The following is a 22,951-nucleotide window of genomic DNA, read 5'->3' as shown; positions in this document are numbered from 1 at the left end:
CAGTCTCATCGGCCTTTTTGCCCGTTGCGGTCGTCGACACCGTATGGACCGAACAGACACGGACCACGCCGACCTCGACGTCGACGATCTCCTGAAGGTGATCTTGGGGCTCGCTATCGTATGGCTTCTCTTGGAGATCGCCGGCGCGGTACTCGATCTCACGTTCGCGCTGTTGGACGCCCTCCCGACGCTGATCGTCGTCGCGATCGTCGCCTTGATCGCCTTACGGCTCACCGACAGGATCTGAGGCGTGTTCAGCCTGAACGTCCCGCTCGCGCCTTCGATACGCGACTTCGCGGTCGATCTCCACTCGAAACTCTCGGGGTTCGACCGGGTGCGCGACCGACACACCCTCGTCTGCAAGCGGTTCGGCGTCGAGGACGTCCCGGACCGCGTCAGCAGCGGCGACCCGAGCCCTCCCAAGCCCGACGCGTTCGGTGCCCTGTGCGAGGATCTCCGACCGCTGCTCGCGGGGACCGACCCGTTCTCGGTCGCCGTGACGGGGGTCGACGTCTTCGACGCGCCCGCGTCGGGGTCGAGACCGGTGCTGTATCTGGTCGTCGAGAGCGACGCGCTGGTTCGCGTTCACCGCCGGCTCTGTGCCGCCTACGGCGCGGTCGAGGGGATCGAGGGCGACGGGTACACGCCTCACGTTACCTTAGCGCGTGGTGGGGACCCCGAGCCGGGCGTCGTCGCCGACCTCGTGAGTGCGGAGTTCGACCCGATCCGGTGGCGGGTCCACGCGCTCGACCTGTACGACCCCGAATATCGTGAGGTCGCCGCGTCGATTGATTTATAAATGGTTGGCAGCGGATCGGCGGGAGATTCGTCTGCATCCCTGCTGGTCGTTTATAGGTCGTCGACAGCGGAGCGTCGATAGACACTTCCAAAGCCCCAGTCGCGAGGACGGCGCACGCTCGCTGCGCGCTTCAGTCGCTCGCGTTGCTCGCTCCCTCCAGTGCTTGCGTCGTCATCAGAACGCGAAGCGTTCTGATTGGCTCACGAGAGCTCCGCTCTCGTGAACGCCTGCGCCGTCCTCGCGACTGCCCCTTTGAGTCCCACCCGCCCGTAACCGCACAGCACCTCACGCCTCCCCAGCCTCGTCGCTCACTGCGTTCGCGACTCCCTCGCGCGGCGCCGCTCGCGGGCCGATGGCCCGCTCACGGGCGCGCGCCACCGCAGTTCGTTTATAAGCTTGACGTGGCACCGATCACGTTCCATCGAGACCGCTGCCGTCGCTCTCCCTCGGCTCGTCGACCGCGTGGTACGGTCCAACTGGGCCGTGCGTCGGGCAGACCCCCGCGATCAGGGTCGCGTTGAGACAGCAGGCGCGCTGCTGGCTCGCGATGGCGCCCCGAGAGAGGCGTTCGCCGCAGCGCCGGCAGTACGAGCCCGTCTCGCTTGCCATCCCTCAGCGCTCGTGGATGCGCATCGGCACCGGGTGGTTGGGATGCATCGTCAGCGAGCCGCGCAGCGAGAGATCGGGGCCCTCGTACTCCAAGTCGTACTGCGAGCAGACCTCGGCGAGGATCAGCTTGGCCTCCAACAGCGAGAACGCCTTGCCGATGCAGTGGCGCGGCCCCCCGCCGAACGGGAAGTAGGCGAACCGCGGGCGCTGGCTCCGGCGCTTCGGCTTCCACCGGTCCGGGTCGAACGCGTTCGGGTCATCGTACCACCGCGACGAGCGGTGGACCACCCACTGCGAGAGCATGAGCGCGGAGCCCTCGGGGATCCGGTACCCACCCAGTTTCACGTCGATCTTCGGCTCGCGGAAGAGGGTGTAGACGGGCGGATACAGTCGCATCGACTCGTTGAGGACGCGCTCGGTGAACCGCATCTCGCGCACGTCGGCGGCGGTTGGGGAGCCGTCCGCGACTGCGGCCTCGGCCTCCTGCTCTACCGCCGCCCGCGCCTCGGGGTGGTTCGAGAGTAGGTAGAACGTGTACGTCAGCGCGAGCGCGGTGGTGTCGTGGCCCGCGAGGAGCATCGTCACCAGCTCGTCGCGGAGGTTCTCGTCGGTCTGCTCGCCGCGGTCGCGGGCGCGCAGCAGGACCGAGAGCAGGTCCATCGGGAGGTGCCCCTTCCCGTCCCCGTCCGGGCCGTCCCCGACGGGACCGCGCACTGCGACGCCCTCGGGGCCGGCGGGGTCGACGCCCGGGTCGCGCTCGGTCCCCTGCCGCCGTTCGACGATCCCGTCGATCACGGACTCGAGGGTGTCGATCGCGGCGTCGAACTCGCGGTTCTCGCGGGTCGGCACCCAGTTCGGGATCAGGAAGCGGCGCGGGTCCGGCTCGAACCGGGCGCCGAGCGGCTCCAGCTTCTCCTGGACCGTCTTCACCTCCTCGTCGGTGATGTCGGCGCCGAACATCGCCGAGACGATGATCTTGACGGTGAGGCGGGCGACCTCCAGCTGGATGTCGACGACCTCGCCGTCGTGCCAGTCTGCGAGCTGCGACTCGGTGTGATCGACCATCGTCCCGTCGAGCGCCCCGATCCGCTGGTTGTGGAAGGACGGGTTCGCCAGCTTCCGCTGGCGCTGCCACGTCTCTCCATCGCTCATGAGGAGGCCGTCACCGAGCAGGGTGTCTATGGCGTCGTCGCCGAAGTCCGGCTTGCGATACCGCTCGGCGTCGGAAACGAGGACGCGTTCGACGTCTGCGGGGTTCGTCAGGAGGAAGGTCTCGCGCGGCCCGAGGTCGAAGCGAACGACGTCGCCGTAGCTGTCGGCGCAGGCGTGCATGAACGAGAACGGGTCGTCGGCGAACTGGCGACCGTTGCCGAAAACGGGGTCGCCGATGGGTCCGGGCGGCGTGGCGGACATACGAGAAACAGGGTCTCGTCGGGGTTAAACGTTCGGCGCGAGGGGGAAAGAGAGCCCGTGCTCGGTGAAGCCTACCGGGCGTCGAGCCGCTCGACGCGGGTGATCAGCTCGTCGACGGCGACCTCTTGGTCGTCGGTGGCGTCAACGATGCGGTCGGTCGCCTCCTCGGTACGGTCGGACCGCTCTCGAACCGCCTCCAGCGACGAGGTGAGCTCCTCGACGGTCGCGGCCTGATCGTCTGTGGTTCGGGCGACCTCGGCGACGCCGGCGGCGGCCTCGTCGACGGCCTCGGCGATCTCCGCCAAGGAGTCCAGTACCGTCTCGATCTCCGTACCCGCGTCTGCGATGCGTTCGTGTGAGCGCTCGACCGCGGTGCTCGTCTCGTCGGACTGCGCCTGCAGCTCCGCGAGGCTCTCCGTGATATCCTCGGTGTAGCCGCGGGTCTCGTCGGCGAGCTTTTTGACCTCCTCGGCGACGACCGCGAAGCCGTCGCCTTCCTCGCCGGCACGGGCGGCCTCGATGTTTGCGTTGAGCGCGAGCAGGTTCGTTTGCTCGGCCACGTCGGAGATGACCTCGATGACCTCCTCGATGTCGTCCATCCGCTCCGAGAGCGCGCCGACGCTCTCGACCAGCTCGTCGCCGATGTCCACCACGTCTTCGGTCGCTTCGCGGGCGTCCTCGCTGGCGTCGAGCCCTTCGTCCGCGGCCTCGCTGGCGGCGACCGCGGCGGAGTCGACCTGATCGGCCGTCGCGGCGACCTCCTCCATGCCGGCCGAGAAGGACTGCATCTCGGAGACGCTCTCTTCGAGGAGTTCGTTCTGCTCGTCGACGTTCTCGGCGATATCCGCGGCCGCATCGCTGGCTTTCTGGACCGTTCGGTCGATATCGCGGGCCTGCTCGTGGACGCCTTCGGAGAGGCTCTGGAGATTCTCTGCCGTCCGGTTGACGACGTCGATGACGCTCAACAGCTCCTCATCGAGGATCTCGCACTCCTCGCGACGGACCGCGCGCGCTTCGAGGTTCCCCTCACCGATCGCCGCTGCCGTCTCTCGGACCTCGGCGACCAGCGCTTCGGTCGCGTCACGCTGGTTGACGTTCTCCGTCCGGTCGATGACGACCTCGGTGACGCCGACGAGTTCGTCGCCCTCGTACAGCGGCGTCGCCGTGAACTCGATGTGCTTTTCGCCGCCGTGACGGTCCACCATCGTGCTGGTGTCGCGATAGCGGGTCTGCGCCGAATCACAGCGCTCGACGTCGTACACCTCATCGGCGGCCTCCGGCGCGTCGAGCACCTTGTCGGCGAGCGTGTCGGCGCGCCGCCCGTCGGGATAGAACAGCTCCGAAACGTGCTCGTGACCGATAGCATCCTCGCGGTCGTTCCCGGTGAGCGACGCGATGGACTCGTTCCATTCGGCGATGCGTCCCTCGCTGTCGAGGATGAACATCGGGACGCCGGTGGAGTTGAACACCTGCTCGAAGCCGGCGGCGGCGAGCGTCCCGGCACGGTCGGCCCCGTCTTCCTCCGTAATGGTGTACCCGTCCTCTTCGCCCGTGTCAACTCCGGTCGCACCGCCCGATGGCTCTCCGCCGCCCGAGTCGTCCACGACGACGCCGCCGTCCGGGAGCGACCGCGAGTCCCGGTCTCGACCGAACGCACGTCGGAGCAGCCCTCGAAGTCCTGTCATTTCTACGTGTCCCTCTCCCAACCACCCGGATAAACGGTTTCCCCCGCTATTCGAGTTTGATAACCAGAAGCGAACCGACGACAAGGGCGCCGATACGGATCCCGACCGTTGCCGATCCGGTTTGTGACTCCCCCTGCCCGCAGCGTTCAAACGCGTTCGGCGGCTACGGCGATCCGATGGACGCTGACGCCGTGCGCGAGCGGGCCGCGGACCTCCCGACCGAGCCCGGCGTGTACCAGTTCCGGGCGGGGGAGACGACGCTGTACGTCGGCAAGGCGGTCGACCTCCGCGACCGCGTCAGGTCCTACGCCGACCCCCGCTCGGGGCGCATTCGGGGGATGGTCGAGCGCGCCGACCGGATCGAGTTCGCGGTCACTGACACGGAGACGCAGGCGCTGCTGCTGGAGGCGAACCTGATAAAGCGGCTCCGGCCGCGGTACAACGTCCGGCTGAAAGACGACAAGTCGTACCCGCTGGTCGCGATCACGGACCACCCCGTCCCGCGGATCGAGGTGACTCGCGACCCGGAGGAGGGCGCGGTCGCGTACGGCCCGTTCACGAACAAGCGACGCGTGGACACGGTGGTGAAGGCGATCCGCGACGAGTACCTCCTTCGCGGCTGCTCCGACCACAAGTACGCGAACCGCGATCGCCCCTGCCTCGACTACGAGATGGGGATCTGCTCGGCGCCCTGCACCGGCGAGATCGACCCCGCGAGCTACGCCGAGGACGTGGCAGCCGCCCGCCGGTTCTTCGAGGGCGAGACGGGGGTCCTCGCCGACCCCCTCCGGCGGCGGATGGAGGCCGCCGCCGAGAGCGCGGAGTTCGAGCGCGCCGCGAACCTCCGGGACCGGCTCGAAGCGGTCGAGGCGTTCCACGGCGAGGGCGGCGAGGCCGTGAGCGACCACGGCGACGACCGCACCGTCGACGTGCTCGCGGCCGCCGTCGAGGGCGACACCGCCCGCGTCGCCCGGCTCCACAGCGAGCGCGGCCAACTGGTCGACCGCAGTCGACACCGGCTGGACGCGGCGGCGGTGGGTGACGACGGCGAGGCGGAGGACCGTGGGACAGGCGACGACGCCACCCCCGACGCCAACACCCCCGCCGCGGTCCTCTCCGCGTTCCTCACGCAGTACTACGCCGAGCGGGAGTTCCCGGACGCGGTCCTCCTCGCCGAGCGCCCCTCGGATCCGGACGTGATCGACTGGCTGGAGGCGGAGGGGGTGTCGGTCCGCGTTCCCGGCGCGGGCCGAGAGGCGAAGCTCGTCGAACTCGCCTTAAAAAACGCGCGCAAGCGCGGCGGTCGCGACGACCCGGTCGGCGCGCTCGGCGAGCGGCTCGGCGTCGACCGCCCGGCCCGGATCGAGGGGTTCGACGTGAGCCACGCGCAGGGGACCGCCGTGGTCGGCTCCGACGTGTGCTTCGTCGACGGGAGCGCGGAGACCGCCGACTACCGCCGGAAGAAGCTCACCGACCGCAACGACGACTACGCGAACATGCGCGAGTTGGTCCGGTGGCGCGCCGAGCGCGCGGTCGCCGGCGAGGACGACCGGCCCGACCCCGATCTCCTCCTGATCGACGGGGGGAAGGGACAGCTCGGAGCCGCCCGCGACGCGCTCGCGGAGACCGGCTGGGACGCCCCCGTCGTCGCGCTCGCGAAGGCCGAGGAGCTGGTGGTGACCCCGACCGGCACCCAAAAATGGCCGGACGACGCCCCCGAACTCCACCTGCTCCAGCGCGTTCGCGACGAGGCGCATCGCTTCGCCGTCTCCTACCATCAGACCGTCCGCGACGAGGTCAAGACGGTCCTCGACGACGTGCCCGGCGTCGGCCCTCAGACCCGCCGCCGGCTCCTGCGCCGGTTCGGGTCCGTCGAGAGCGTGCGCGACGCCTCCCGCGACGACCTCACCGACGTCGACGGCGTCGGCGACGCGACCGCCGACACGCTCTGCGAACGCTTATAAGTGAATTGCGGTGGCGCGTGCCTGCGAGCGCCCGAAGGGCGCGAGACAGCACGCGCGAGGGACGCGGCGACCGGAGTGAAGCGGAGGGAGCCGCGAGGCTGGGGGGGCGTGAGGCGCGGTCCCGCGAGCGACCGCAGGGAGCGAGCGGGGGCACGGAAGTCGCAGCCCGCGCAGCGAACGGAGTGAGCGAGCAGGACCGTCTTCCGGCGGTTGCGGTGCGGTCGGGTGGGACTCAAAGGGGCAGTCGCGATTTCCGCGAGCGAAGCGAGCGGAAAGACGGGAGACCCCGTCTCCCGGGAGGACGAAGCACGGCGACGGAAGCACCGCAGGAACGAGCAGAGCGAGTGACGAGGAGCGCACCGAGCCGCGCGAGTCGTCGCGGCTGGGGCTTTGGAGGTCTTCACCGCGAGATCGTTCCCCGCGCCCTCAACGATTTATAAGCAGTCTCGTCCAACTTCCCACACGTCATGCGCGCGTTTTTCGCCGTCGACCTCCCGGACGACCTCGCGCCCCGCATCGCGGAGGCACAGGCCGCGTTCGAGGACGCCGACGGTCTGCGATTCGTCGATCCCGAACAAACGCACATCACGCTGAAGTTCGTGGGCGAAATCGGCGATAGCGGCGACGACGATACCGACACTGACGACACCACGCCCGCGCTCGACGACGTGATCGCGGCCGGCGAACAGGCAGTCGAGACCGCCGACGTCGACCCCTTCGAGTGCGCCGTCGCGGGATTCGGCGTCTTCCCGAGCCTCGACTACGTCTCCATCGTCTGGGCCGGCGTCGACGCGGGAAGCGCGGAACTGACCGCGCTCCACGAGGCCCTCGAGACCGGGACGACCGCCCTCGGCGTCGACCCCGAGGACCACGACTTCACGCCGCACGTCACGCTCGCCCGGATGAACGACGCCCGCGGGAAGGAGGTCGTTCAAGAAGCCGTCCGCGATTGCGACCCCGAAATCGGCCGGTTCGAAGCCGACACCGTCCGACTCGTCTCGTCGACGCTGACGAGCGACGGCCCGGAGTACGAGACCGTCGCGTCGTTCGGGCTTTAACGATCGACACACCCGTCGCCGACGTTCTCATCGGTGATACTCGCAGGGGCACGTTTAATCCCGAGAGTGACAGACTCCGTGACAGATGGATGACGATTCGCGATCGGATCGGGCGGGTACCGAGCGCCCACAGGCGTTCGCCCTGCTCGACGAGCGCAACGACGCGGCGACCCGGCTCGAGGGCGTCGAGGCACTCGGGACGCCGTCGAGTTCGATGGGGGGCAGCGAGCGCCGGATCGCCGACCGGCTGCTGCGCGTCGTCCTCACCGACGAAGACGCGAGGGTCCGCGCGGAGGCGATCGACGCGCTGTACTTCCACGGCGACCGATACGTCGAGGAACTCGTCTCGCGAGTCACGGCCGTAGTCCGGCGCCGCGACGGCGGCGACGACCCCGAAACCGTGTTCGCCCGATGGTTGACGAGCGGTCACGCCGCGTACCGGATGGTCGGCGCGACCGGGCTGGGGGCGGTGGGTGCGTCGGAGATGCGGGGCGCCTCGACCGCGACCGGCTCCCGAGACACGGCGAACTCCCCAGAGGCAACGAGCCGACTCCGCGAGGCGTTTGACGACGACGACGCCCGCGTCCGGGCCCGGGCGGTGCGCTCGTACGCGACCGTCGGCGCCGAGGCGATCGCCCCGGTCCGACCGCTGTTGCGCGCGCCGAACGCGCTCGTCCGGCGCGCCGCCGTCGACGCGTTGGTGTCGATCGGCACGCCCGCGGCGACGGACCTGCTGGCGACCGCGGCCGCCGACGGCGGCGACCGCCTCCGCAAGACCGTTGTCGAGCGGCTTCACGAACTGGACCGTCCCGAGTCGGCAGAGATCCTGCTCGACGCGCTGGGGGACCCCTCCGCAGCCGTGCGGTACGCCGCGGCGTCGTCGCTGGCGCGACTCGTCGCGGACGGCGACGCGGTGCCGGGGCGAGATGTCCGCGAGCGGTTGTTGACCGACTACCCCTTCCGGTCCACCGACGACGGCGCGGTCGCACGGCTGCTCTGCGAGGTCGCCTCAGACGACCGCTTGGACCGCGTCACTCCCGCTGCTGAGCGACACGCGATGTGGCTGTGCTGCGAGCTCGTCGCGAGCGACGAGGAGGCACCGGCCGACGACGCCGTGCCGTGGCTGCTCGACGCGCTCGCGCACGACGATCAGTACGTCGCCGACATCGCGGCCGCGTACCTGCCGCGGCTCGACACGCCGACACTCGAACAGGATCTCCGCGCGCTCGCGGCCGACGATGGAACCGACCCGGACGCGAGAGAGCGCGCGCGGACCGTCCTCCGGCGGCTCAAGGGGCAGACCGCGGCATCAGCCGCAGACCGGTCGATCGAGTACGTCTACGTGCGACGCCCGGCTGACTACACGGAAGAGCACGCGGAGTAGGCGGCACGTCGACGGGAACCACCGGAATCCCCGCTCTCAGCCCTGCCGGACGAACCGTCCGTCTTCCGCCCCGACCTTCAGGTCGATCTCGTCGTCGAGGAAGTTCAGCACCGTCGAGACGTTGGGGTCCGCGTCGGCGTCGACGTACAGCTGGAGGACCCCGTCCTCGTCGTCGAGCCGGGCCGAGAGCATCCGGACGAAGTCGCAGGCGGTCCGGAGGTCGAACGAGCGCACGATGTCGTGGAACACGCTCACTTCCAGCGATATCGCGTCGCCGTCGACCCGGTTGACGTCGATGATCCGCGACACCGTCTCGCCGAGTTCGTCCGGCCCGAGCCGGGGGTCGAGTTCGACGACCTCGATGGGGATCTCGGAGAAGTCGAGATCAGGGGCCTTCTCGAACGGGTACGCCTCCGTGCTGACGACGACGGTTCGGCGCGGCCACGCCTCCAACTCCTCGTGGAGCAGCCGAACGGTGCGCTCCGGGTTCGCCGTGACCGCGATCACCAGGTCGCCGGCGGCGTGGAAGTGGGTGCGGAGCGCGTCCGCGTCCGGGCTGTCGACGGGCGCGGCGACCTGGACCGTCCCGTCCCACGAGACGCGGTCGGCGACGTGGACGCCCTCCTCGATCCGATCGGCGACGTGCTCGTGGAGGTGCGTCTTGAACTCCTCGACCGCGTCGTCGGTGTCGTAAGCCGTCTTCGCCGTCGCGCAGTACGGACAGTCCCACGTCGTCCGGAAGTCCGAGCGGCTGACGGCCTCGGAGTGGTGTGCCAGCAGGTGCGAGCCGGTGACCTCGCGTATCGACGCTCGGTCCGGCGCCCACACGATGAACCCGCATCGGTCGCACTCCCATCGAGTCATCATGAATGAGAACGTATACGATCCGATTCCGTCGGACGAATATGTATGTTGTGCTATGAGAACTCGGCGGTCGAGTCAGGACCACTCGCCGTCGTCTCCAGTTCCGATCTCCCCGTCATCGCCGGTTTCGGGCCCGATACCCGGATGCTCGACCCGCACACGGGTCACTCGGGTCGCGGTCGCACCCGTGACCGCGAGCGTCACGTCGCCGATCGCGACCCGGTCGCCATCGACCGGAACCCGCCCGAGCTGTCGGGTCACCAGCCCCGCGACGGTCTCGGTGCTCTCGTCGATCGGGAGATTCAGCCCGAGCGTCTCGTTGAGGTGCGCGACGGTGGTCCACCCGCGGACGACCGCGGTGTCGGGCGCCACCACGTCGACGTGGTCGGTCTCCCACCGACCCACGAGTTCACCGACGACCTCCTCGACCACGTCCTCTACGGTCACGATCCCGGCCACCGAGCCGAACTCGTCGACGACGACGGCCATCCGGAGGTCGCTTCCCCGCATCGCCGCGAACAGCTCGTCGATCGGCTGCGTCTCCGGGACGAACGTCGGCTCCCGAAGCGCGCTCGCGAGGGACTCCCCGCGCTCGTCGGCGGCGACCGCGTCGCGCAGGTCGACGATCCCGACCACGTCGTCGCGGTTCTCGCCGTACACCGGCATCCGCGTGACGCCCTCCGCGGCGGCGATTGAAGCCGCCTCCGCGGGCGTGGCGGTATCGGGCAGCGCGATCATATCGGTGCGAGGGACCATCAGCGCCGACACGCGGATCGATTCTAGGTCAAGGATCCCGCGGATCATCGCCCCCTCTTCGGGGTCGATCGCGCCCGCGGCCTGCCCGGAGAGCACGAGCATCCCGATCTCCTCGCGCGTGAGGTACGACTCGATGTCGGACTCGCCGCCGGTCACGCGGTTGACGATCCCGGAGAGCGCCTCGAAGACGTACAGCACGGGACGGATGACACGCTGGATCGCGACCACTGGGCGCGAGACGCGGAGCGCGTGTTTCTCGGCGTTCGCGACCGCGTAGGACTTCGGCGCGATCTCGCCGAAGACGATGACGAAGACCGAGGTGACCAGCGTCGAGCCCGTGGCTGCTTCGCCTCCGGAGAAGCCGAACCGGACGAACACCGCGGTGGCAACCGACGCGGCCGCGATGTTGGCGACGTTGTTGCTCACCAAGGCGGTGACGAGGAAACGGTGCGAATCCTCACGGAGCGCCGCGAGCGCCCGCGCACCGGGGACGTCGGCGGCGAGCAGCGAGTCGACCCGGTGGATCGGGACCGAGAAGACGGCGAGCTCAGAGCTGGAGAAGAAGGCGCTGATCCCCGTCAACACGAGGATGGCGGCTACGCCGGCGATCGCGATCGTGATGTCCATGTGGGCATGTGCGCCCGGATATCAAAGGCAGTACCGGCGCGGTTCGGCACCGAATGTATCGATCGACACCCCCACGAACGAGTGGGTTCCACCCGAAACCAAGGGGTTCGATGCCCGCGATCGCGGATCATCTCGGTCGGCAAAACGGAGCGATGAGGAAAGGGTTAACCTCGCGCCGCTGGTGAAAACGCTCATGAAGGTACTCGTGACCGACCCCATCGCAGATGCGGGGTTGGACCGACTCCGAGACGCCGGCCACGAGGTCGTAACGGACTACGAGGTCGAGGGCGACGCGCTGCTCGACGCCGTACGCGACGTCAACGCGCTGATCGTTCGCTCCGGGACGGATGTGAACGAGGCAGTCTTCGAGACCGCTTCCGAGCTCGTCATCGTCGGGCGCGCTGGAATTGGCGTCGACAACATCGACATCGAGGCCGCCACCAACCACGGCGTCATCGTCGCCAACGCCCCCGACGGGAACGTCCGGGCCGCCGCCGAGCACACGGTCGCGATGACGTTCGCCGTCGCGCGCTCGATCCCGCAGGCGCACGGTCGACTCACCGGAGGTGAGTGGGCCAAAGGCGAGTTCCTCGGCACCGAAGTGAACAACAAGACGCTCACCATCGTCGGCCTCGGCCGCGTCGGCCAGCAGGTCGCCAAACGGCTCGACTCGCTCGGGATGGATCTGGTCGTCTACGACCCGTACATCTCCGAGGAGCGCGCCGACCGGCTCGGCGCCGAACTCGTCGAGGACCTCCACGAGGCGCTCGCGCGCGGCGACTTCGCGACGATCCACACGCCGCTCCTCCCCGAGACCGAAGGGATGATCGGCGAGGACGAACTGGCGCAGCTCGAGGGCGGCTACCTCATCAACTGCGCTCGCGGCGGCATCGTCGACGAGGACGCGCTCGCCGAGGCCGTCGACGACGGCGTCCTCGCGGGCGCTGCCCTCGACTCCTTCGCCGAGGAGCCGCTCTCGCAGGACTCGCCGCTGCTCGACGTCGAGGAGATCGTCGTAACGCCCCACCTCGGCGCCTCGACCGAGGCGGCACAGGAGAACGTCGCGGTCGACACCGCGGAGGCCGTGCTCTCGGCGTTCAACGACGAGCCCGTCCTGACGGCGCTCAACGCGCCATCGGTCGACGAGACGGTGTTCCCCCGGATCAAGCCGTACCTTGCCGTGGCGGAGACGGCCGGGAAGGTCGCCGCGCAGCTGCTCGACGGTCGAATCACCGAGGTCGAGGCGACGTACGAGGGCGACATCGCCGAGGAGGACGTGGACCTCGTCACCGCGAGCGCGCTGAAGGGCGTCTTCGAGCCGCTGGAGTGGCAGGTGAACTCGGTGAACGCGCCTCGGCTCGCCGAGGAGCGTGGCATCGACGTGACCGAATCGAAGACGCGCCAGACCGAGGACTTCCAGAGTCTGGTTCGCGTCACCGTCCATAACGGCGAGGACTCCATCGCAGTCGAGGGCACCCTGTTCGCGGGCGAGGACCCGCGTATCGTCCGGATCGACGGCTTCCGCGTGGACGCGGTCCCGTACGGCAACATGCTGGTCGCGCGCAACACCGACGAGCCGGGCGTCATCGGGCTCATCGGCACCGTTCTCGGCGACCACGACGTGAACATCGCCGGGATGTTCAACGGCCGCGAGACGCAGGGCGGGGAGGCGCTCACCGTCTACAACCTCGATCAGGACGTGCCCGACGCCGTGATCGAGACGCTGCTCGACGACGACCGGATCGTCGAGGTCACCGAGATCACGCTGGACGACGCCGACGAGCGGAAGGCGGAGTAGCTGTCGGCACGTTCGCTTTCAGAAGATTCCGGTTCGACTCATTCTGTGTTGCTCGATTTCGTACCGACGAGCATCAGTTCCCCTTTGCCCGCTCGGACGGGATACTCCGTGATGGAGAACCCGCGTGATTCGAGAGTGGCACGGACGTCCGCTACTGAGCTCCCTTGTGTTTCGAGTCGTTCCGCGTGTGTCTCACAGTACACTAATCGGCAGTCAGGGTGAGACAGCGCTGCTTCCAGTCCGTCGAGTACTGCCCGCTCGGCACCTTCGACATCGATCTTGAGAACGGTCGGATGGGGTAGGTCTTCCTGGGTGATGAGTTCGTCACCGCGGATTTTCGAAACCGTGATCGAATCGAGGTCCGGGTTCCAGTCGGACACAAGCGTGTGGCCGGCTGATCCGACTTTGTCCAACGTGATCTTGAGCTCCGCTTCTCCCGTCGAGTCGGCAAGCGCACGCCGGAAGACCGAGATGTCAGCTCCGTTGAGGTCGGCGTTCTCTTCGAGCCGGTCGGCGTTGCTGGGATGCGGTTCGAACGCGATAACGGGCTGGGTCACCACGTCCGCTACCAGGCACGAGTACAGTCCGAGATTGGCACCCACGTCGTAGAAGACATCATCGCGACGCAGGTTCGACACGAGATGGTCAAGGATCGGTTGTTCTTTGATTGTCCGAAAATCCGTCCATTCGTTCCTTGTCGGGATGTAAAACCGTGCGCTGGCGTTTCCAATTTCGACCTCGTATGTCTCGCCAGCCAATCGGTATCGGAGGCGAACCCACCACCGATAGAGTGGCAGTATTACTGGCTTTAGACCGAGCGCTTTGACGAAGTGCCGTCCCCAGCGATACACGCGTGAGGTCACGAATCCCATACCTGGGTCGGACCGGTGCTAATCGTATTAGTATATACCTGCTAACACCTGCTTTCCAGTGTGACCCACTCGTAATGCGATCACTGTGTGTCTCTCGTTACCATACTGCTGGTAACACGATCGATGACTGATGGATACGATTCCACCGGGACCACGCGGCAGATCGCGACATTTCCCAACTCGATCAGTCGTGCAGGCCCGCTCAGCCGTGCAGGTGGTCGAGTACCGCGTCCACGTCGTTCGGGACGGGCTCGGGCTCCCCACCGGCCTCGTAGGCGGCCTCGGGGTCTTTTAAGAGGTGGCCGGTCGTCAGACAGACGACCCGCTCGTCGTTGTCGACGACGCCGGAGCGACGGAGCTTCTTCAGGCCGGCGAGGCTCGCCGCGGAGGCGGGCTCGACGCCGACGCCCTCGGCGGCGAGGTGGCGCTGTGCGGCGGTGATCTCGTTGTCGCTGACGGCGACCGCGGTCCCGTTGGTGTTGCGGATCCCGGGAATCGCCTTCGGCGCGTTGACCGGGTTGCCGATGCGGATCGCGGTCGCGCGCGTCTCGACCTCCTCCCACCGCCGGATCTCGTCGTTCCCCTCCTCGATCGCCTCGACCATCGGCGCGGCGCCCTCCGCCTGCACCCCGGTCAGCTTGGGGACCTCGTCGACGTCGAGCGCGCCCGACTGGACCAGCTCGCGGAACCCCTTATAAAGTGCCGAGGTGTTGCCGGCGTTGCCCACGGGGAGGACGATCCGGTCCGGGAAGGTCCCGTAGTCGGCGTAGAACTCCTCTAAGATCTCGAAGCCGATCGTTTTCTGGCCTTCCAAGCGGAACGGGTTCAGGGAGTTGAGCAGGTACGCCTCGCCGCGGGCGGCCAGCTCCTGGACGATGTCGAGGCAGGCGTCGAAGTTGCCGTCGACCTCCAGGATGCGGGCGCCGTGGAGGCTCGCCTGCGCGACCTTCCCCGCGGCGACTTTCCCCGCGGGGAGGAGGACGAGCGTCTGCATGTCGCCGCGCCCGCCGTAGGCCGCGAGCGCGGCCGAGGTGTTCCCGGTGGACGCACAGGCGAGCGCGCCGACGCCGAGCTCCTTCGCGACGCGGACGCCGACCGTCATCCCGCGGTCCTTGAACGAGCCGGTGGGGTTCATCCCCTCGTGTTTGACCCGGAGCGTCTCGACGCCGACAGCCTCCTCGATCCGGGGGACGCGGTGGAGCGGGGTGCCGCCCTCGGGGAGCGTCACGCCCAGATCGAAGGGGAGCGCTTCGCGGTAGCGCCAGACGCCCCGATCAGGGCCTTCGGAGGGAGCGCCCGCGCCGAACTCGTCGAACGTCGGCGGATCGTCGTACCGCACTTCAAGCAGGCCGTCGCACTCGTCGCAGGTGTATCGGACGTCCTCGAAGGGGGCGAACGTCTCGTCGCACTCGATGCAGGCGAGCCACGTCCCGTCGTCGGCGCAGTCGGGCGCCGCCGGGGTCGGGGCGTCGATGGCGAGGTCCATTACGACATCCTGCGTGCCGCCGCGGCTTAAGACGGGCGGTCGGGACGGACGTTGCCGTGCGGATGCGACGCGTGGACCGCTTCCGACCGGTCAGTCGACGATGATCTCGGAGCTACCGCTGTCGCCGTCGTCGGGGCCGGAGCCGAGCCGGTCCTGATAGCGCTGGATCCAGTCGGCGAAGCAGTCGGGACAGAGCCGCTGGGTGTCGATGTTCGCCCGGTCGACGCTCAGCCGGACGGTGCGCGCGAGCGCGTCCGTCGTCGGCTCGCCGCAGCCGTCGCAGGGCTCGGTCGTCGGCGCGTCGCTCATACCTATCGGTCGCGCGGGCGGCTCTTAAAAGTACGTCGGCGGGCGGTCTCGGCGGTCGCGGCCTCAGACGGTCCGGAACGCGCGGTCGCCGGCGTCGCCGAGTCCGGGGAGAATGAATCCGTCGTCGTCGAGGCGGTCGTCGATGGCGACCGTGAGCAGGTCGGCCTCTGGAACCGACTCGCTCACGCGTACGAGTCCGTCGGGCGCGGAGACCGCCGAGAGGACGAACAGGTCCTCGAAGTCGTCGGCCTCGTCGAGGACGTGACCGAGCACCGCACACATCGTCGAGCCGGTGGCGAGCATCGGGTCCGCGACGATCACGGTGTCTTCAGGCCGAATCTCGGGCAGTTTCACGTAGTCGATGGTGATCGGGAACTCGCCGTCGGTCATCCCGGCCTCCTCGTCGCGGCCGGCGGAGATGACGCCCTGTTTCGCGCGCGGGAACGCCTTGAGAAGCCCCTCGACGAACGGGGTGGCCGCTCGAAGCACGTTGATGATGACCACGTCGTCGAGCCCCTTCACGCGCTCGCCGGTCGTCTCCTCTAAGGGCGTCTCGACCGGAACGTACTCGGTCTCCATCGCGCCGTCGATGATCTCGTAGCCGCAGATCCGACCGAGTTTCACGAGCCCCTTCCGGAAGGCGACCTGCTCGGTCTCGACGTCGCGGAGCCGCGAGAGGGTGTCCTTCGCCAGCGCGTGCGTGATGAGGTGCGCGTCGTCGCGGTCTTCGATCGTCATTGTCGGGTACACCGCCGCGTTCGGCTTAAAAGATGGCGAAAATCACCAGTTCGTCGGATCGCTCGTCGGCGCCGTTCAATTTTGGGCGGCGCGGGCTCGAATACCCTCGATCCCGAGCGATCGGTGGAAGCCGATACGTTGATACGTCGGGCCCGCGGACCGCGCACCATGTTCCAGTACGTGTCCGCGGTGGGGATCGCTGCGACGGTCGTGACCCTCCTCATGACCGTCGCGATGCTGTACCTCGTCTGGGGCGCGCTCGGTGACGGCGTCCACACTCCGACTCCCGACGACGACGATCAGCCGGAGCTCGATGAGGGTGACGACGCGGACGAGGCGCAGGCCGAGATCCCCGGCGACGGCAACTCCGCCTGATCCGGTTTTGCGCGTTCACTCGTCGGCCGGCTCGTACGCGATCGCGTCGCCGTCGATCGGTGGCGCCCCGATCGCGAGCACGGTCACCGGGCCGTCGGCGTCGGCGGGGTTGTACGCCCGCTGTGGGCTCTCCGGGTCAACGACGAACAGGCCGTCTGCGGGCACCTCGTAGGTCTCCGCTGGCGTCTCAACCGCGAGAGTCCCGTCGAGGACGTAGAACGCCTCCTCCTGAGTTTCGTGATAGTGATACGTTAGCGGGAGCTGTTCGCCCGGCTTCGCATGGAACCGGTTGACCGCCACCGATTCGAGCCCGCCGGGGTCGGCCAGCTTCCGGCACTCGCTGGGGCGGTCGGGCTCCGGTTCGACCGACTCCGTGTCGACGACGCGATATCCCATGTGAACTCGTTTCACAGAGGAACTAAAAAGCTCGTTGGGGCGCGGGCAGGGACCAGTCGACGGCGGAGCACACCTCGACGCGCTCGGTCGGCGGCTCACGTATGAGGTGTAGCGGCTCACGCCCAGTCGGGGAAACTTATACGCGTTCGTTTCTTATGGGCGCCAAGCGATGGAAGAGAGTATCTCCGGGTTCAAGGTGCGCGGGGACTGGGTCGACGTGGTCGAGCACGGCGAGCGGATCGCTCTGGCGCTCCGGGAAACGGACGCCGGCGGCGACCCGTTCTACGAGTTCGACGACTGGCGGCCGAAGTCTCACGAGCGCATCGACGAGGACGTGTCGGAAAAAACCGCAGAACAGGCGTCTGTCGCCGAGGGCGAGGGCGAACAGGCCGGAAAGTCGCCCGGCGACGACCTTCAGACGGCCGGCGAGAAGCTCACCGAGTCCTACGAACAGGTCGAGGAGAACGACACCGAGAGCGCGGTGGAGAGCTGGGGCGAGTCTATCGGTCACGTCGCCCGCGCCGCCGACTCGGCGAGCCGCAAGGCGCTCCGCAAGGTGGAAGACACCGTCTACCGGAAGGTGATGACCCAGATGGCGCCGTACTACTTCGACAACGAGCTCGTCAGCGCCAACGTCCAGGAGGTCGGCCGCGGCGAGGACGGCGAAACGTTCGTCTTCGAGGTGAACGTCAACGACGACGAGCTGAAAGAAGAGGTGAGCGACATCCTCGCCGAGTACGAGTCCGAGATCGACCGCTGGCACGTCGAGGCCGAGAAACGGACCGAAGACGTGGCCGCCGCCGAGGGCGTCGAGCCCCCGAAGGAGGAGGGAGGCCCGGACTCGACGATGACGTGAGGTCACCGGGACACGCACGGTTTTAGTTCGCCGAGCCCCGAACGAACGCCAATGGCCGAGGTACTCCGGGTGGCTGTCGGCGAGCTGTCGGTCGACGAGATAATCGACGCACTCAACGACGGGCACCGGATCCTCGTCGACGTCGAAGTCGCCGGCGGCGATCACGAGGTCGTGCTCCGGTACGACGGGGAGACCTATCACTGCGATACGCCCACGAACCTCCACCGCCACAGCGACGAATCGGGGATGCGCGGGTGTATCCGCCGGATGGGATACGCTGCGGTCGACGACTGAGTGTCGGCGACCGCACCATTGATTTCGCAGACCGCAGATAGCGACTTTTAACCCGAGCGCCGCCGAACGACGCCCATGAGCGACCCCGAGATCGAGGACCTCGTCGGCGACGTGTCTCCCTCCTTCGAGCACGTGCTCTCCTGCGTGTTCGGGGTTCGGGACCACGAGAGCCGCACGTACCTGACCCTGCTCGATCACCCGGGGAGCACTGTCGCCGAACTGGCCGAGACCCTCGACCGGGACCGGTCGAACGTGAACCGGTCGCTCTCGACGCTGCGGGAGAAGGGGCTCGTCGAGCGCCGCCGCCGCCTGCTCGACTCGGGCGGGTACGTCTACCAGTACACCGCGATCTCGATTCCGGAGGCGAAGGAGCGACTCCACGGCGCCTTAGACGAGTGGGTCGAGGGCGTCCACGCTGCGATCGACGGGTTCGACCCCGACGACGAGTAGCGGCCCGCGGACCCGTTCGAGCCGCCCGCTACTCCGCGTCGTTGTCGAACGCCAGCGTCACGCCGTCGTCGTCGACGGTCGCGCCCGCGGCGCACACCGGGTGTTCGAAGTCGGCGTCGAGGACCTCCGTCGCGGCCGCCGCGGCGTCAGGCGTCTCGGCGTCCGCGGCCGCGAGGGCGTACGGCTCGGGGCTGTCCGTCTCGTAGGTGGCGACGATGGTTGGCTCGTTGACCGCCTCGACGAGGAGCCCGTCGCGACGGACGACGCCGATCGTCGCGGTCTCAGCGCCGACGACGCCGGCGATCCGCGGGGTGTCGTAGTCGTCCTTCTCGAAGTCAAGCGCGAGCAGGGGCGTCGCCAGCGCGTCGCGGGCGGGGTACCCGAGTTCGAGCTTCTCTGCGATCGGGTCGACGTGCGAGCCGTTGCCGACGACGGCCAGCGGCTCGTCGGCGGGCGTGTAGACCCCGCGAGCGCAGTTGTACGAGACGTACGGGTTGTCCGTCTCGGGCGCGTCCGGGGTCGGCCCGACCGTGAGCGTTCCCTCTCGGTCCGTTACGCGGCGGTTCGGGAACGAGCGCGAGGAGACGCGGTAGGCGCCGATGCCGGGCGCGATGACGACGAATCGTCCGACGTACATACAGGTTCGTGGCTATTCGACCGGCTAAAGCGCATCGATATACACACGTTCGGCGATCGGTTTCGCGTGAAACCGCCACGCTGGCCCCATCGCGCCCTCATCTGCTGCTCCGTCTCCGATCGCCTGTGAACGCGTGACAGAGGGCCGGCGACGCGCAACGCTTACAAAGACCCATTGGCTATCTGTGAGTGCGCACAGTCCATTGGGGTAGTGGCCAATCCTGAAGCCTTCTGGGGGCTTCGACCCTGGTTCGAATCCAGGATGGACTATTCTCGCGGTTCGCTGCGGTCTGTGCCGACCGACTCCCACCGGGTCCTCAATCTGCCTGCCGTCGAATTCGCGTCTCGCTCTCGACGAAGTCTGCAACGCGATCCCCCCGCTATCCACTCCCAGTTCGCGTTTCGACTGGAACGAAAACCCCGCCACGTACTGCGTTTTCCAATCGAAGCAAAGGGGTTCAGATCCCTACTTCTCGACGTCGAGCAGCGCGACGCGCTCGCGGACGATATCGGCGAGGTCGCCGGCGGTCGCCGCGATCTCGCGGTCACCGATCTCGTAGAACTCCCGGACGCGCTCCGCGTCGAACACGGGTTCGAACGCTTCGGCGTCGGCGGACCCCACCGGTGGCGCGAGCAGGTCTCCCACCGACGCGGCGGCCGCGTCGAGATCGGCGTCGAGCCGGTCCGCACTCGGGACCGCCCCGAAGTCCGCGACGAGGACGACCGTTCGCTGTTCCCCCTCTTCGACACCGAGGGCGAACGCGCGGTCGATCTGGCGGCTGCCGGCCGCGTACAGCATGATCTCGACGCCCGGATCGCGGGCGACGGCCTCGCCGCGGGCGATCGCGCGGGCGGCGAGGCGGGTGGCCTCGCGCAGGTGCGCGGCCGAGACGATCAAGTTCGCGTCGAAGGCCTGCACGACCGCGCCCGTCTCGGCGGCGATGTCGTCGAGCGACGAGAGGAACGCGTCGAGGTCGTCGATGGCGGCGCTCCCCGCGACGAGTCGGTGGGGCGGGGTCGTCGGGGTCGCCGGGGGATCATCGCTCATTCGAAATCACCCAGGCTCGCCTGTCCCTCGCCGTCCTCGTCGCTCGCGGAGCCGGCGGTCGCGGCCGCGGAGGCCGACTTGTCCGGCCGGACATTGTCCATCGACGGGTCCTCGCGCCCGGCGTGTTCGAGGATGCGCTCGGCGGTGCGCTCGCGGCCGCGGAGCGCGCCGAGCACGACCGGCTTGTCGGCCTCGCGGAGGTCTGCGCGCGTCTCGATGCCGGCCTCGAACAGCCGCCGGGCGCGCTTCCGGCCGACGTTGCGGACGCCGGCCAGATCGAGCAGTTCCTCGCGGACGCCGTACTCGATCCGCTTTCTCGCCTCGCGGATCGCGACGACGACGTTGCCGTCGACTCCCTCCACGTCCCGCGCGAGGGTTTCGGCCGCGCGCAGCAGCCACTCGGCGGTGTCGACCTTCCCGCGGATATCGCCGGGACCCACCCCGTATCGCTCCGTGATCCGGTCCTCGTCGACCTCGTTCGCCCAGTCTTCGAGGAGGCGAGCCGTCTTCAGCGACGCGAGCCAGTCCTCGAAGCGCACGTCCTCGTACTCGGAGGGCACGTCGCCGAGGAACTCCGTCTCGCGCTCGTAGCAGATCTCAGTGTACGTCTCGCGGTCCCCCGACTTCAGGTAGAGCTCGTACATGTCGGGGGTCCGGCTGACGAGGTGGTAGAGGCCGAGCGGGGTGACCTCGGGCGGCTCGGTCCGCGCGTCGTCCGCATTCTCGGGCTTCTCAGACGGCTCGTCTCCGCCAGCCCGGGTGTAGGTCCCGAATCCCGGCTCGTCGCCGTCGCTCGCGCCGTCTGCGTCACTGGCTCTGACGAACTCACCGGCGCCGGCGTCGTCGCCCGCTGTCGCACCTGCGCCGTCCCGAGCGACCGACCGGAGCCCGTCGATCATCTCCGCGGCGCTCATCGGGTCGAGGTAGAGCCGCGAGACGGTGTGGCCGATGCCGGTCGCGGTCAGGCTCTCGCTCCCGCGGTCGCGGTCGCGTTCGATGAAGTCGTTGACGGCGAGGTAGTCGAGGACGGTGTCGGTGACCGCGGCGAGCCGCCCCTCGTCGTCGGTCTGGGTCGCGTAGAGGGTGTTGTCGAGGAAGGAGAGGAGCCCGTCGCGCGTGGAGGCGAACCCGGAGGCGACGGTGGCGAGGACGTGAGTCCGGAGCGCGGGCTCGGCGGCGAGCTTCGATCGGACCGGCTCGGGGTCGGCCCAGAGGTATCGCTCGAACAGCTCCTCTTTGGTGTCCGCGTTGTTCGCGAGCAACACCGCCTCGCCGTACGGGTCGAGGCCGGGCCGCCCGGCGCGCCCGCACATCTGGTGGACCTCGAGCACGTCGAGGGGTTTCATCCCGCCGAAATCCCCGTCGTAGCGGCGCCAGTCGCGGACGATCACCCGGCGGGCGGGGGTGTTGACCCCGGCGGCGAGCGTCGGCGTCGCGGAGATGCACTTGATCAGCCGGTCGCGGAACGCGTCCTCGACGCGGGCGCGGTCCTCGCTTCGGAGCCCCGCGTGGTGGAACGCCGACCCCTGCTCGACCGCGTCCGCGAGGTCGGCGGCGGTGTCGGTGTCGGAGCCGGACCGGATCTCGTCGGCGAGCTCGCGAAGCTGATCGCGTTCCTCGTCGGTGAGTCGGGGGCCGGTCACGTCGGTGAGCTTCCGGGCGGAGGACTCGGCGTTGCGGCGCGAGTTGACGAAGACGAGCGAGGAGCCACCTTGGCCGTCCTCCTCGGTGTCGAGCGCGTCGGCGACGAGCCGGGCGGTCTGGTCCTCGCCGCGCTCGACGGGGACTTCCCGCTTGCTCCCGTCGGCGAAGTCGACGGCGTTGCCGAAGTGGACGCCCATCCGGAGGTCGATGGGGCGCCAGTCGGACTCGACCAGTTCGGCGTCGAGCCACTCGGCGATCACGTCCGCGTTGCCGACGGTCGCCGAGAGCGCGACCGTCTGGAGCCCGGGGTTCACCTTGCGGAGCTTCGCGAGGGTCACTTCGAGGGTGGGACCGCGGTTCGCGTCGTCGACGAGGTGGACCTCGTCGCTCACGACGCAGGTGAGGTCGTCGATCCACGGGGCGCCGTTCCGGATCAGCGAGTCGACCTTCTCCGAGGTGGCGACGATGACGTCGCGGGTCGCGAGCCACTCACCGTCGGACTCGTAGTTGCCGGTGGAGACGCCGACGGTGACGCCGAACTCCTCCCAGCGCTCGAACTCGGTCTTCTTCTCGCTGGCGAGCGCGCGCAGCGGAACGATATATAAGGCCTTCCCGCCGCGCTCGATCGCGGAGAGCATGGCCAGCTCGGCGATCAGCGTCTTGCCGGACGCGGTGGGGACCGCCGCGACGAGGCTCTCGCCGTCGACGACGCCGGCCTCGACGGCGGCCTCCTGCGGGGGATACAGCTCCGCGACGCCCTCCGCTTCGAGCGCCTCGCCGACGCCCGCGGGGAGCCCGGAGAGCGAACTCGGTTGCATTACCGGTGGGTGGGTCCCGACCCGATTTAAACCGTCGGAACGGGGCGGTGGTCGGCTGTGGTCGCTACTGGA

23 protein-coding genes and 1 tRNA gene are annotated in these 22,951 nt (G+C 68.5%); 11 read left to right on the top strand and 13 right to left on the bottom strand.

Annotated features, from left to right (window positions below; translation table 11 throughout):
• The first annotated feature begins 43 nt into the window (after positions 1 to 43).
• Both ACNS88_RS12030 and ACNS88_RS12025 read left to right on the top strand, forming a co-directional pair.
• Positions 44 to 247 (top strand): DUF7554 family protein, encoded by a 204-nt coding sequence (locus ACNS88_RS12030; protein WP_435097826.1) that lies wholly within the window; start codon positions 44 to 46, stop codon positions 245 to 247.
• Between the two features lie 3 nt (positions 248 to 250).
• Positions 251 to 799 carry a 2'-5' RNA ligase family protein gene (locus tag ACNS88_RS12025; protein ID WP_435097823.1) on the top strand — a complete coding sequence of 183 codons (549 nt, stop codon included), beginning with the start codon at positions 251 to 253 and terminating at the stop codon, positions 797 to 799.
• A 411-nt stretch (positions 800 to 1,210) separates the two neighbouring features.
• Here ACNS88_RS12025 and ACNS88_RS12020 read toward each other — a convergent pair whose 3' ends face one another.
• The 3 genes from ACNS88_RS12020 to ACNS88_RS12010 form a co-directional block, all read right to left on the bottom strand.
• Complete coding sequence (locus ACNS88_RS12020) at positions 1,211 to 1,408, bottom strand: hypothetical protein (RefSeq protein WP_435097820.1); 198 nt, start codon at positions 1,406 to 1,408, stop codon at positions 1,211 to 1,213.
• Between the two features lie 3 nt (positions 1,409 to 1,411).
• Positions 1,412 to 2,821 carry a cytochrome P450 gene (locus tag ACNS88_RS12015; RefSeq protein WP_435097817.1) on the bottom strand — a complete coding sequence of 470 codons (1,410 nt, stop codon included), beginning with the start codon at positions 2,819 to 2,821 and terminating at the stop codon, positions 1,412 to 1,414.
• A gap of 71 nt (positions 2,822 to 2,892) precedes the next feature.
• Positions 2,893 to 4,506, bottom strand: coding sequence for a methyl-accepting chemotaxis protein (locus tag ACNS88_RS12010; RefSeq protein WP_435097814.1), 1,614 nt, complete (start codon positions 4,504 to 4,506; stop codon positions 2,893 to 2,895).
• A gap of 176 nt (positions 4,507 to 4,682) precedes the next feature.
• Between ACNS88_RS12010 and ACNS88_RS12005 the strand changes: the two genes are divergently transcribed.
• The 3 genes from ACNS88_RS12005 (at position 4,683) to ACNS88_RS11995 (ending at position 8,912) form a co-directional block, all read left to right on the top strand.
• Positions 4,683 to 6,470: an excinuclease ABC subunit C gene (locus tag ACNS88_RS12005; protein WP_435097811.1), complete on the top strand. Its 1,788-nt coding sequence runs from the start codon at positions 4,683 to 4,685 to the stop codon at positions 6,468 to 6,470.
• Between the two features lie 467 nt (positions 6,471 to 6,937).
• Positions 6,938 to 7,528: an RNA 2',3'-cyclic phosphodiesterase gene (gene thpR, locus ACNS88_RS12000; protein WP_435097808.1), complete on the top strand. Its 591-nt coding sequence runs from the start codon at positions 6,938 to 6,940 to the stop codon at positions 7,526 to 7,528.
• Positions 7,529 to 7,613: 85 nt separating this feature from the next.
• Positions 7,614 to 8,912 (top strand): HEAT repeat domain-containing protein, encoded by a 1,299-nt coding sequence (locus tag ACNS88_RS11995; RefSeq protein WP_435097805.1) that lies wholly within the window; start codon positions 7,614 to 7,616, stop codon positions 8,910 to 8,912.
• Between the two features lie 36 nt (positions 8,913 to 8,948).
• Here the strand turns inward: ACNS88_RS11995 and ACNS88_RS11990 are convergent, their stop codons facing one another.
• Both ACNS88_RS11990 and ACNS88_RS11985 read right to left on the bottom strand, forming a co-directional pair.
• On the bottom strand, positions 8,949 to 9,779 hold the full coding sequence (locus ACNS88_RS11990; RefSeq protein ID WP_435097802.1) for a hypothetical protein: 831 nt from the start codon (positions 9,777 to 9,779) through the stop codon (positions 8,949 to 8,951).
• Between the two features lie 72 nt (positions 9,780 to 9,851).
• Positions 9,852 to 11,159, bottom strand: a complete 1,308-nt coding sequence (locus ACNS88_RS11985; protein WP_435097799.1) for a hemolysin family protein — start codon at positions 11,157 to 11,159, stop codon at positions 9,852 to 9,854.
• Between the two features lie 193 nt (positions 11,160 to 11,352).
• Between ACNS88_RS11985 and serA the strand changes: the two genes are divergently transcribed.
• Positions 11,353 to 12,957, top strand: a complete 1,605-nt coding sequence (gene serA / locus ACNS88_RS11980) for a phosphoglycerate dehydrogenase (protein WP_435097795.1) — start codon at positions 11,353 to 11,355, stop codon at positions 12,955 to 12,957.
• Positions 12,958 to 12,995: 38 nt separating this feature from the next.
• Here the strand turns inward: serA and ACNS88_RS11975 are convergent, their stop codons facing one another.
• The 4 genes from ACNS88_RS11975 to upp form a co-directional block, all read right to left on the bottom strand.
• Complete coding sequence (locus ACNS88_RS11975) at positions 12,996 to 13,829, bottom strand: FkbM family methyltransferase (protein ID WP_435097792.1); 834 nt, start codon at positions 13,827 to 13,829, stop codon at positions 12,996 to 12,998.
• A 202-nt stretch (positions 13,830 to 14,031) separates the two neighbouring features.
• Positions 14,032 to 15,315 carry a threonine synthase gene (gene thrC, locus ACNS88_RS11970; RefSeq protein ID WP_435097789.1) on the bottom strand — a complete coding sequence of 428 codons (1,284 nt, stop codon included), beginning with the start codon at positions 15,313 to 15,315 and terminating at the stop codon, positions 14,032 to 14,034.
• Positions 15,316 to 15,405: 90 nt separating this feature from the next.
• Positions 15,406 to 15,624 carry a DUF7569 family protein gene (locus ACNS88_RS11965; RefSeq protein WP_435097786.1) on the bottom strand — a complete coding sequence of 73 codons (219 nt, stop codon included), beginning with the start codon at positions 15,622 to 15,624 and terminating at the stop codon, positions 15,406 to 15,408.
• A 63-nt stretch (positions 15,625 to 15,687) separates the two neighbouring features.
• Positions 15,688 to 16,362 carry a uracil phosphoribosyltransferase gene (gene upp, locus ACNS88_RS11960; RefSeq protein ID WP_435097783.1) on the bottom strand — a complete coding sequence of 225 codons (675 nt, stop codon included), beginning with the start codon at positions 16,360 to 16,362 and terminating at the stop codon, positions 15,688 to 15,690.
• A gap of 168 nt (positions 16,363 to 16,530) precedes the next feature.
• On the opposite strand from upp, the gene ACNS88_RS11955 reads away from it, so the two are divergent.
• Positions 16,531 to 16,737 (top strand): hypothetical protein, encoded by a 207-nt coding sequence (locus ACNS88_RS11955; protein WP_435097780.1) that lies wholly within the window; start codon positions 16,531 to 16,533, stop codon positions 16,735 to 16,737.
• Between the two features lie 15 nt (positions 16,738 to 16,752).
• On the opposite strand, the gene ACNS88_RS11950 is transcribed toward ACNS88_RS11955, so the two are convergent.
• Positions 16,753 to 17,133: a cupin domain-containing protein gene (locus tag ACNS88_RS11950; protein WP_435097777.1), complete on the bottom strand. Its 381-nt coding sequence runs from the start codon at positions 17,131 to 17,133 to the stop codon at positions 16,753 to 16,755.
• Between the two features lie 169 nt (positions 17,134 to 17,302).
• On the opposite strand from ACNS88_RS11950, the gene ACNS88_RS11945 reads away from it, so the two are divergent.
• From ACNS88_RS11945 to ACNS88_RS11935, 3 genes are all read left to right on the top strand, one after another.
• A complete protein-coding gene (locus tag ACNS88_RS11945; protein WP_435097774.1) occupies positions 17,303 to 17,989 on the top strand; it encodes a DUF5828 family protein in 687 nt (228 codons plus the stop codon).
• A gap of 51 nt (positions 17,990 to 18,040) precedes the next feature.
• A complete protein-coding gene (locus tag ACNS88_RS11940; RefSeq protein WP_435097771.1) occupies positions 18,041 to 18,283 on the top strand; it encodes a DUF8001 family protein in 243 nt (80 codons plus the stop codon).
• A 75-nt stretch (positions 18,284 to 18,358) separates the two neighbouring features.
• Complete coding sequence (locus tag ACNS88_RS11935; protein WP_435097768.1) at positions 18,359 to 18,733, top strand: helix-turn-helix domain-containing protein; 375 nt, start codon at positions 18,359 to 18,361, stop codon at positions 18,731 to 18,733.
• Positions 18,734 to 18,761: 28 nt separating this feature from the next.
• On the opposite strand, the gene ACNS88_RS11930 is transcribed toward ACNS88_RS11935, so the two are convergent.
• On the bottom strand, positions 18,762 to 19,370 hold the full coding sequence (locus tag ACNS88_RS11930) for an IMP cyclohydrolase (RefSeq protein WP_435097765.1): 609 nt from the start codon (positions 19,368 to 19,370) through the stop codon (positions 18,762 to 18,764).
• A 196-nt stretch (positions 19,371 to 19,566) separates the two neighbouring features.
• On the opposite strand from ACNS88_RS11930, the gene ACNS88_RS11925 reads away from it, so the two are divergent.
• Positions 19,567 to 19,639: transfer RNA gene (locus ACNS88_RS11925), tRNA-Gln, on the top strand.
• 196 nt (positions 19,640 to 19,835) lie between these two features.
• On the opposite strand, the gene cgi121 is transcribed toward ACNS88_RS11925, so the two are convergent.
• Entirely contained in the window at positions 19,836 to 20,417 is a 582-nt protein-coding gene (gene cgi121, locus ACNS88_RS11920) for a KEOPS complex subunit Cgi121 (RefSeq protein ID WP_435097762.1), read from the bottom strand.
• Entirely contained in the window at positions 20,414 to 22,879 is a 2,466-nt protein-coding gene (locus tag ACNS88_RS11915; protein WP_435097759.1) for an ATP-dependent DNA helicase, read from the bottom strand. The genes cgi121 and ACNS88_RS11915 overlap by 4 nt, the downstream gene beginning before the upstream one ends.
• Between the last annotated feature and the right edge of the window lie 72 nt (positions 22,880 to 22,951).

The sequence above is a fragment of the Halorubrum shenae genome (assembly GCF_051194165.1).
In the GTDB taxonomy this organism is placed as follows: Archaea; Halobacteriota; Halobacteria; order Halobacteriales; family Haloferacaceae; genus Halorubrum.
Note: the sequence above shows the minus strand (reverse complement) of the source record. Positions and strands in the feature narration are given on the sequence as shown.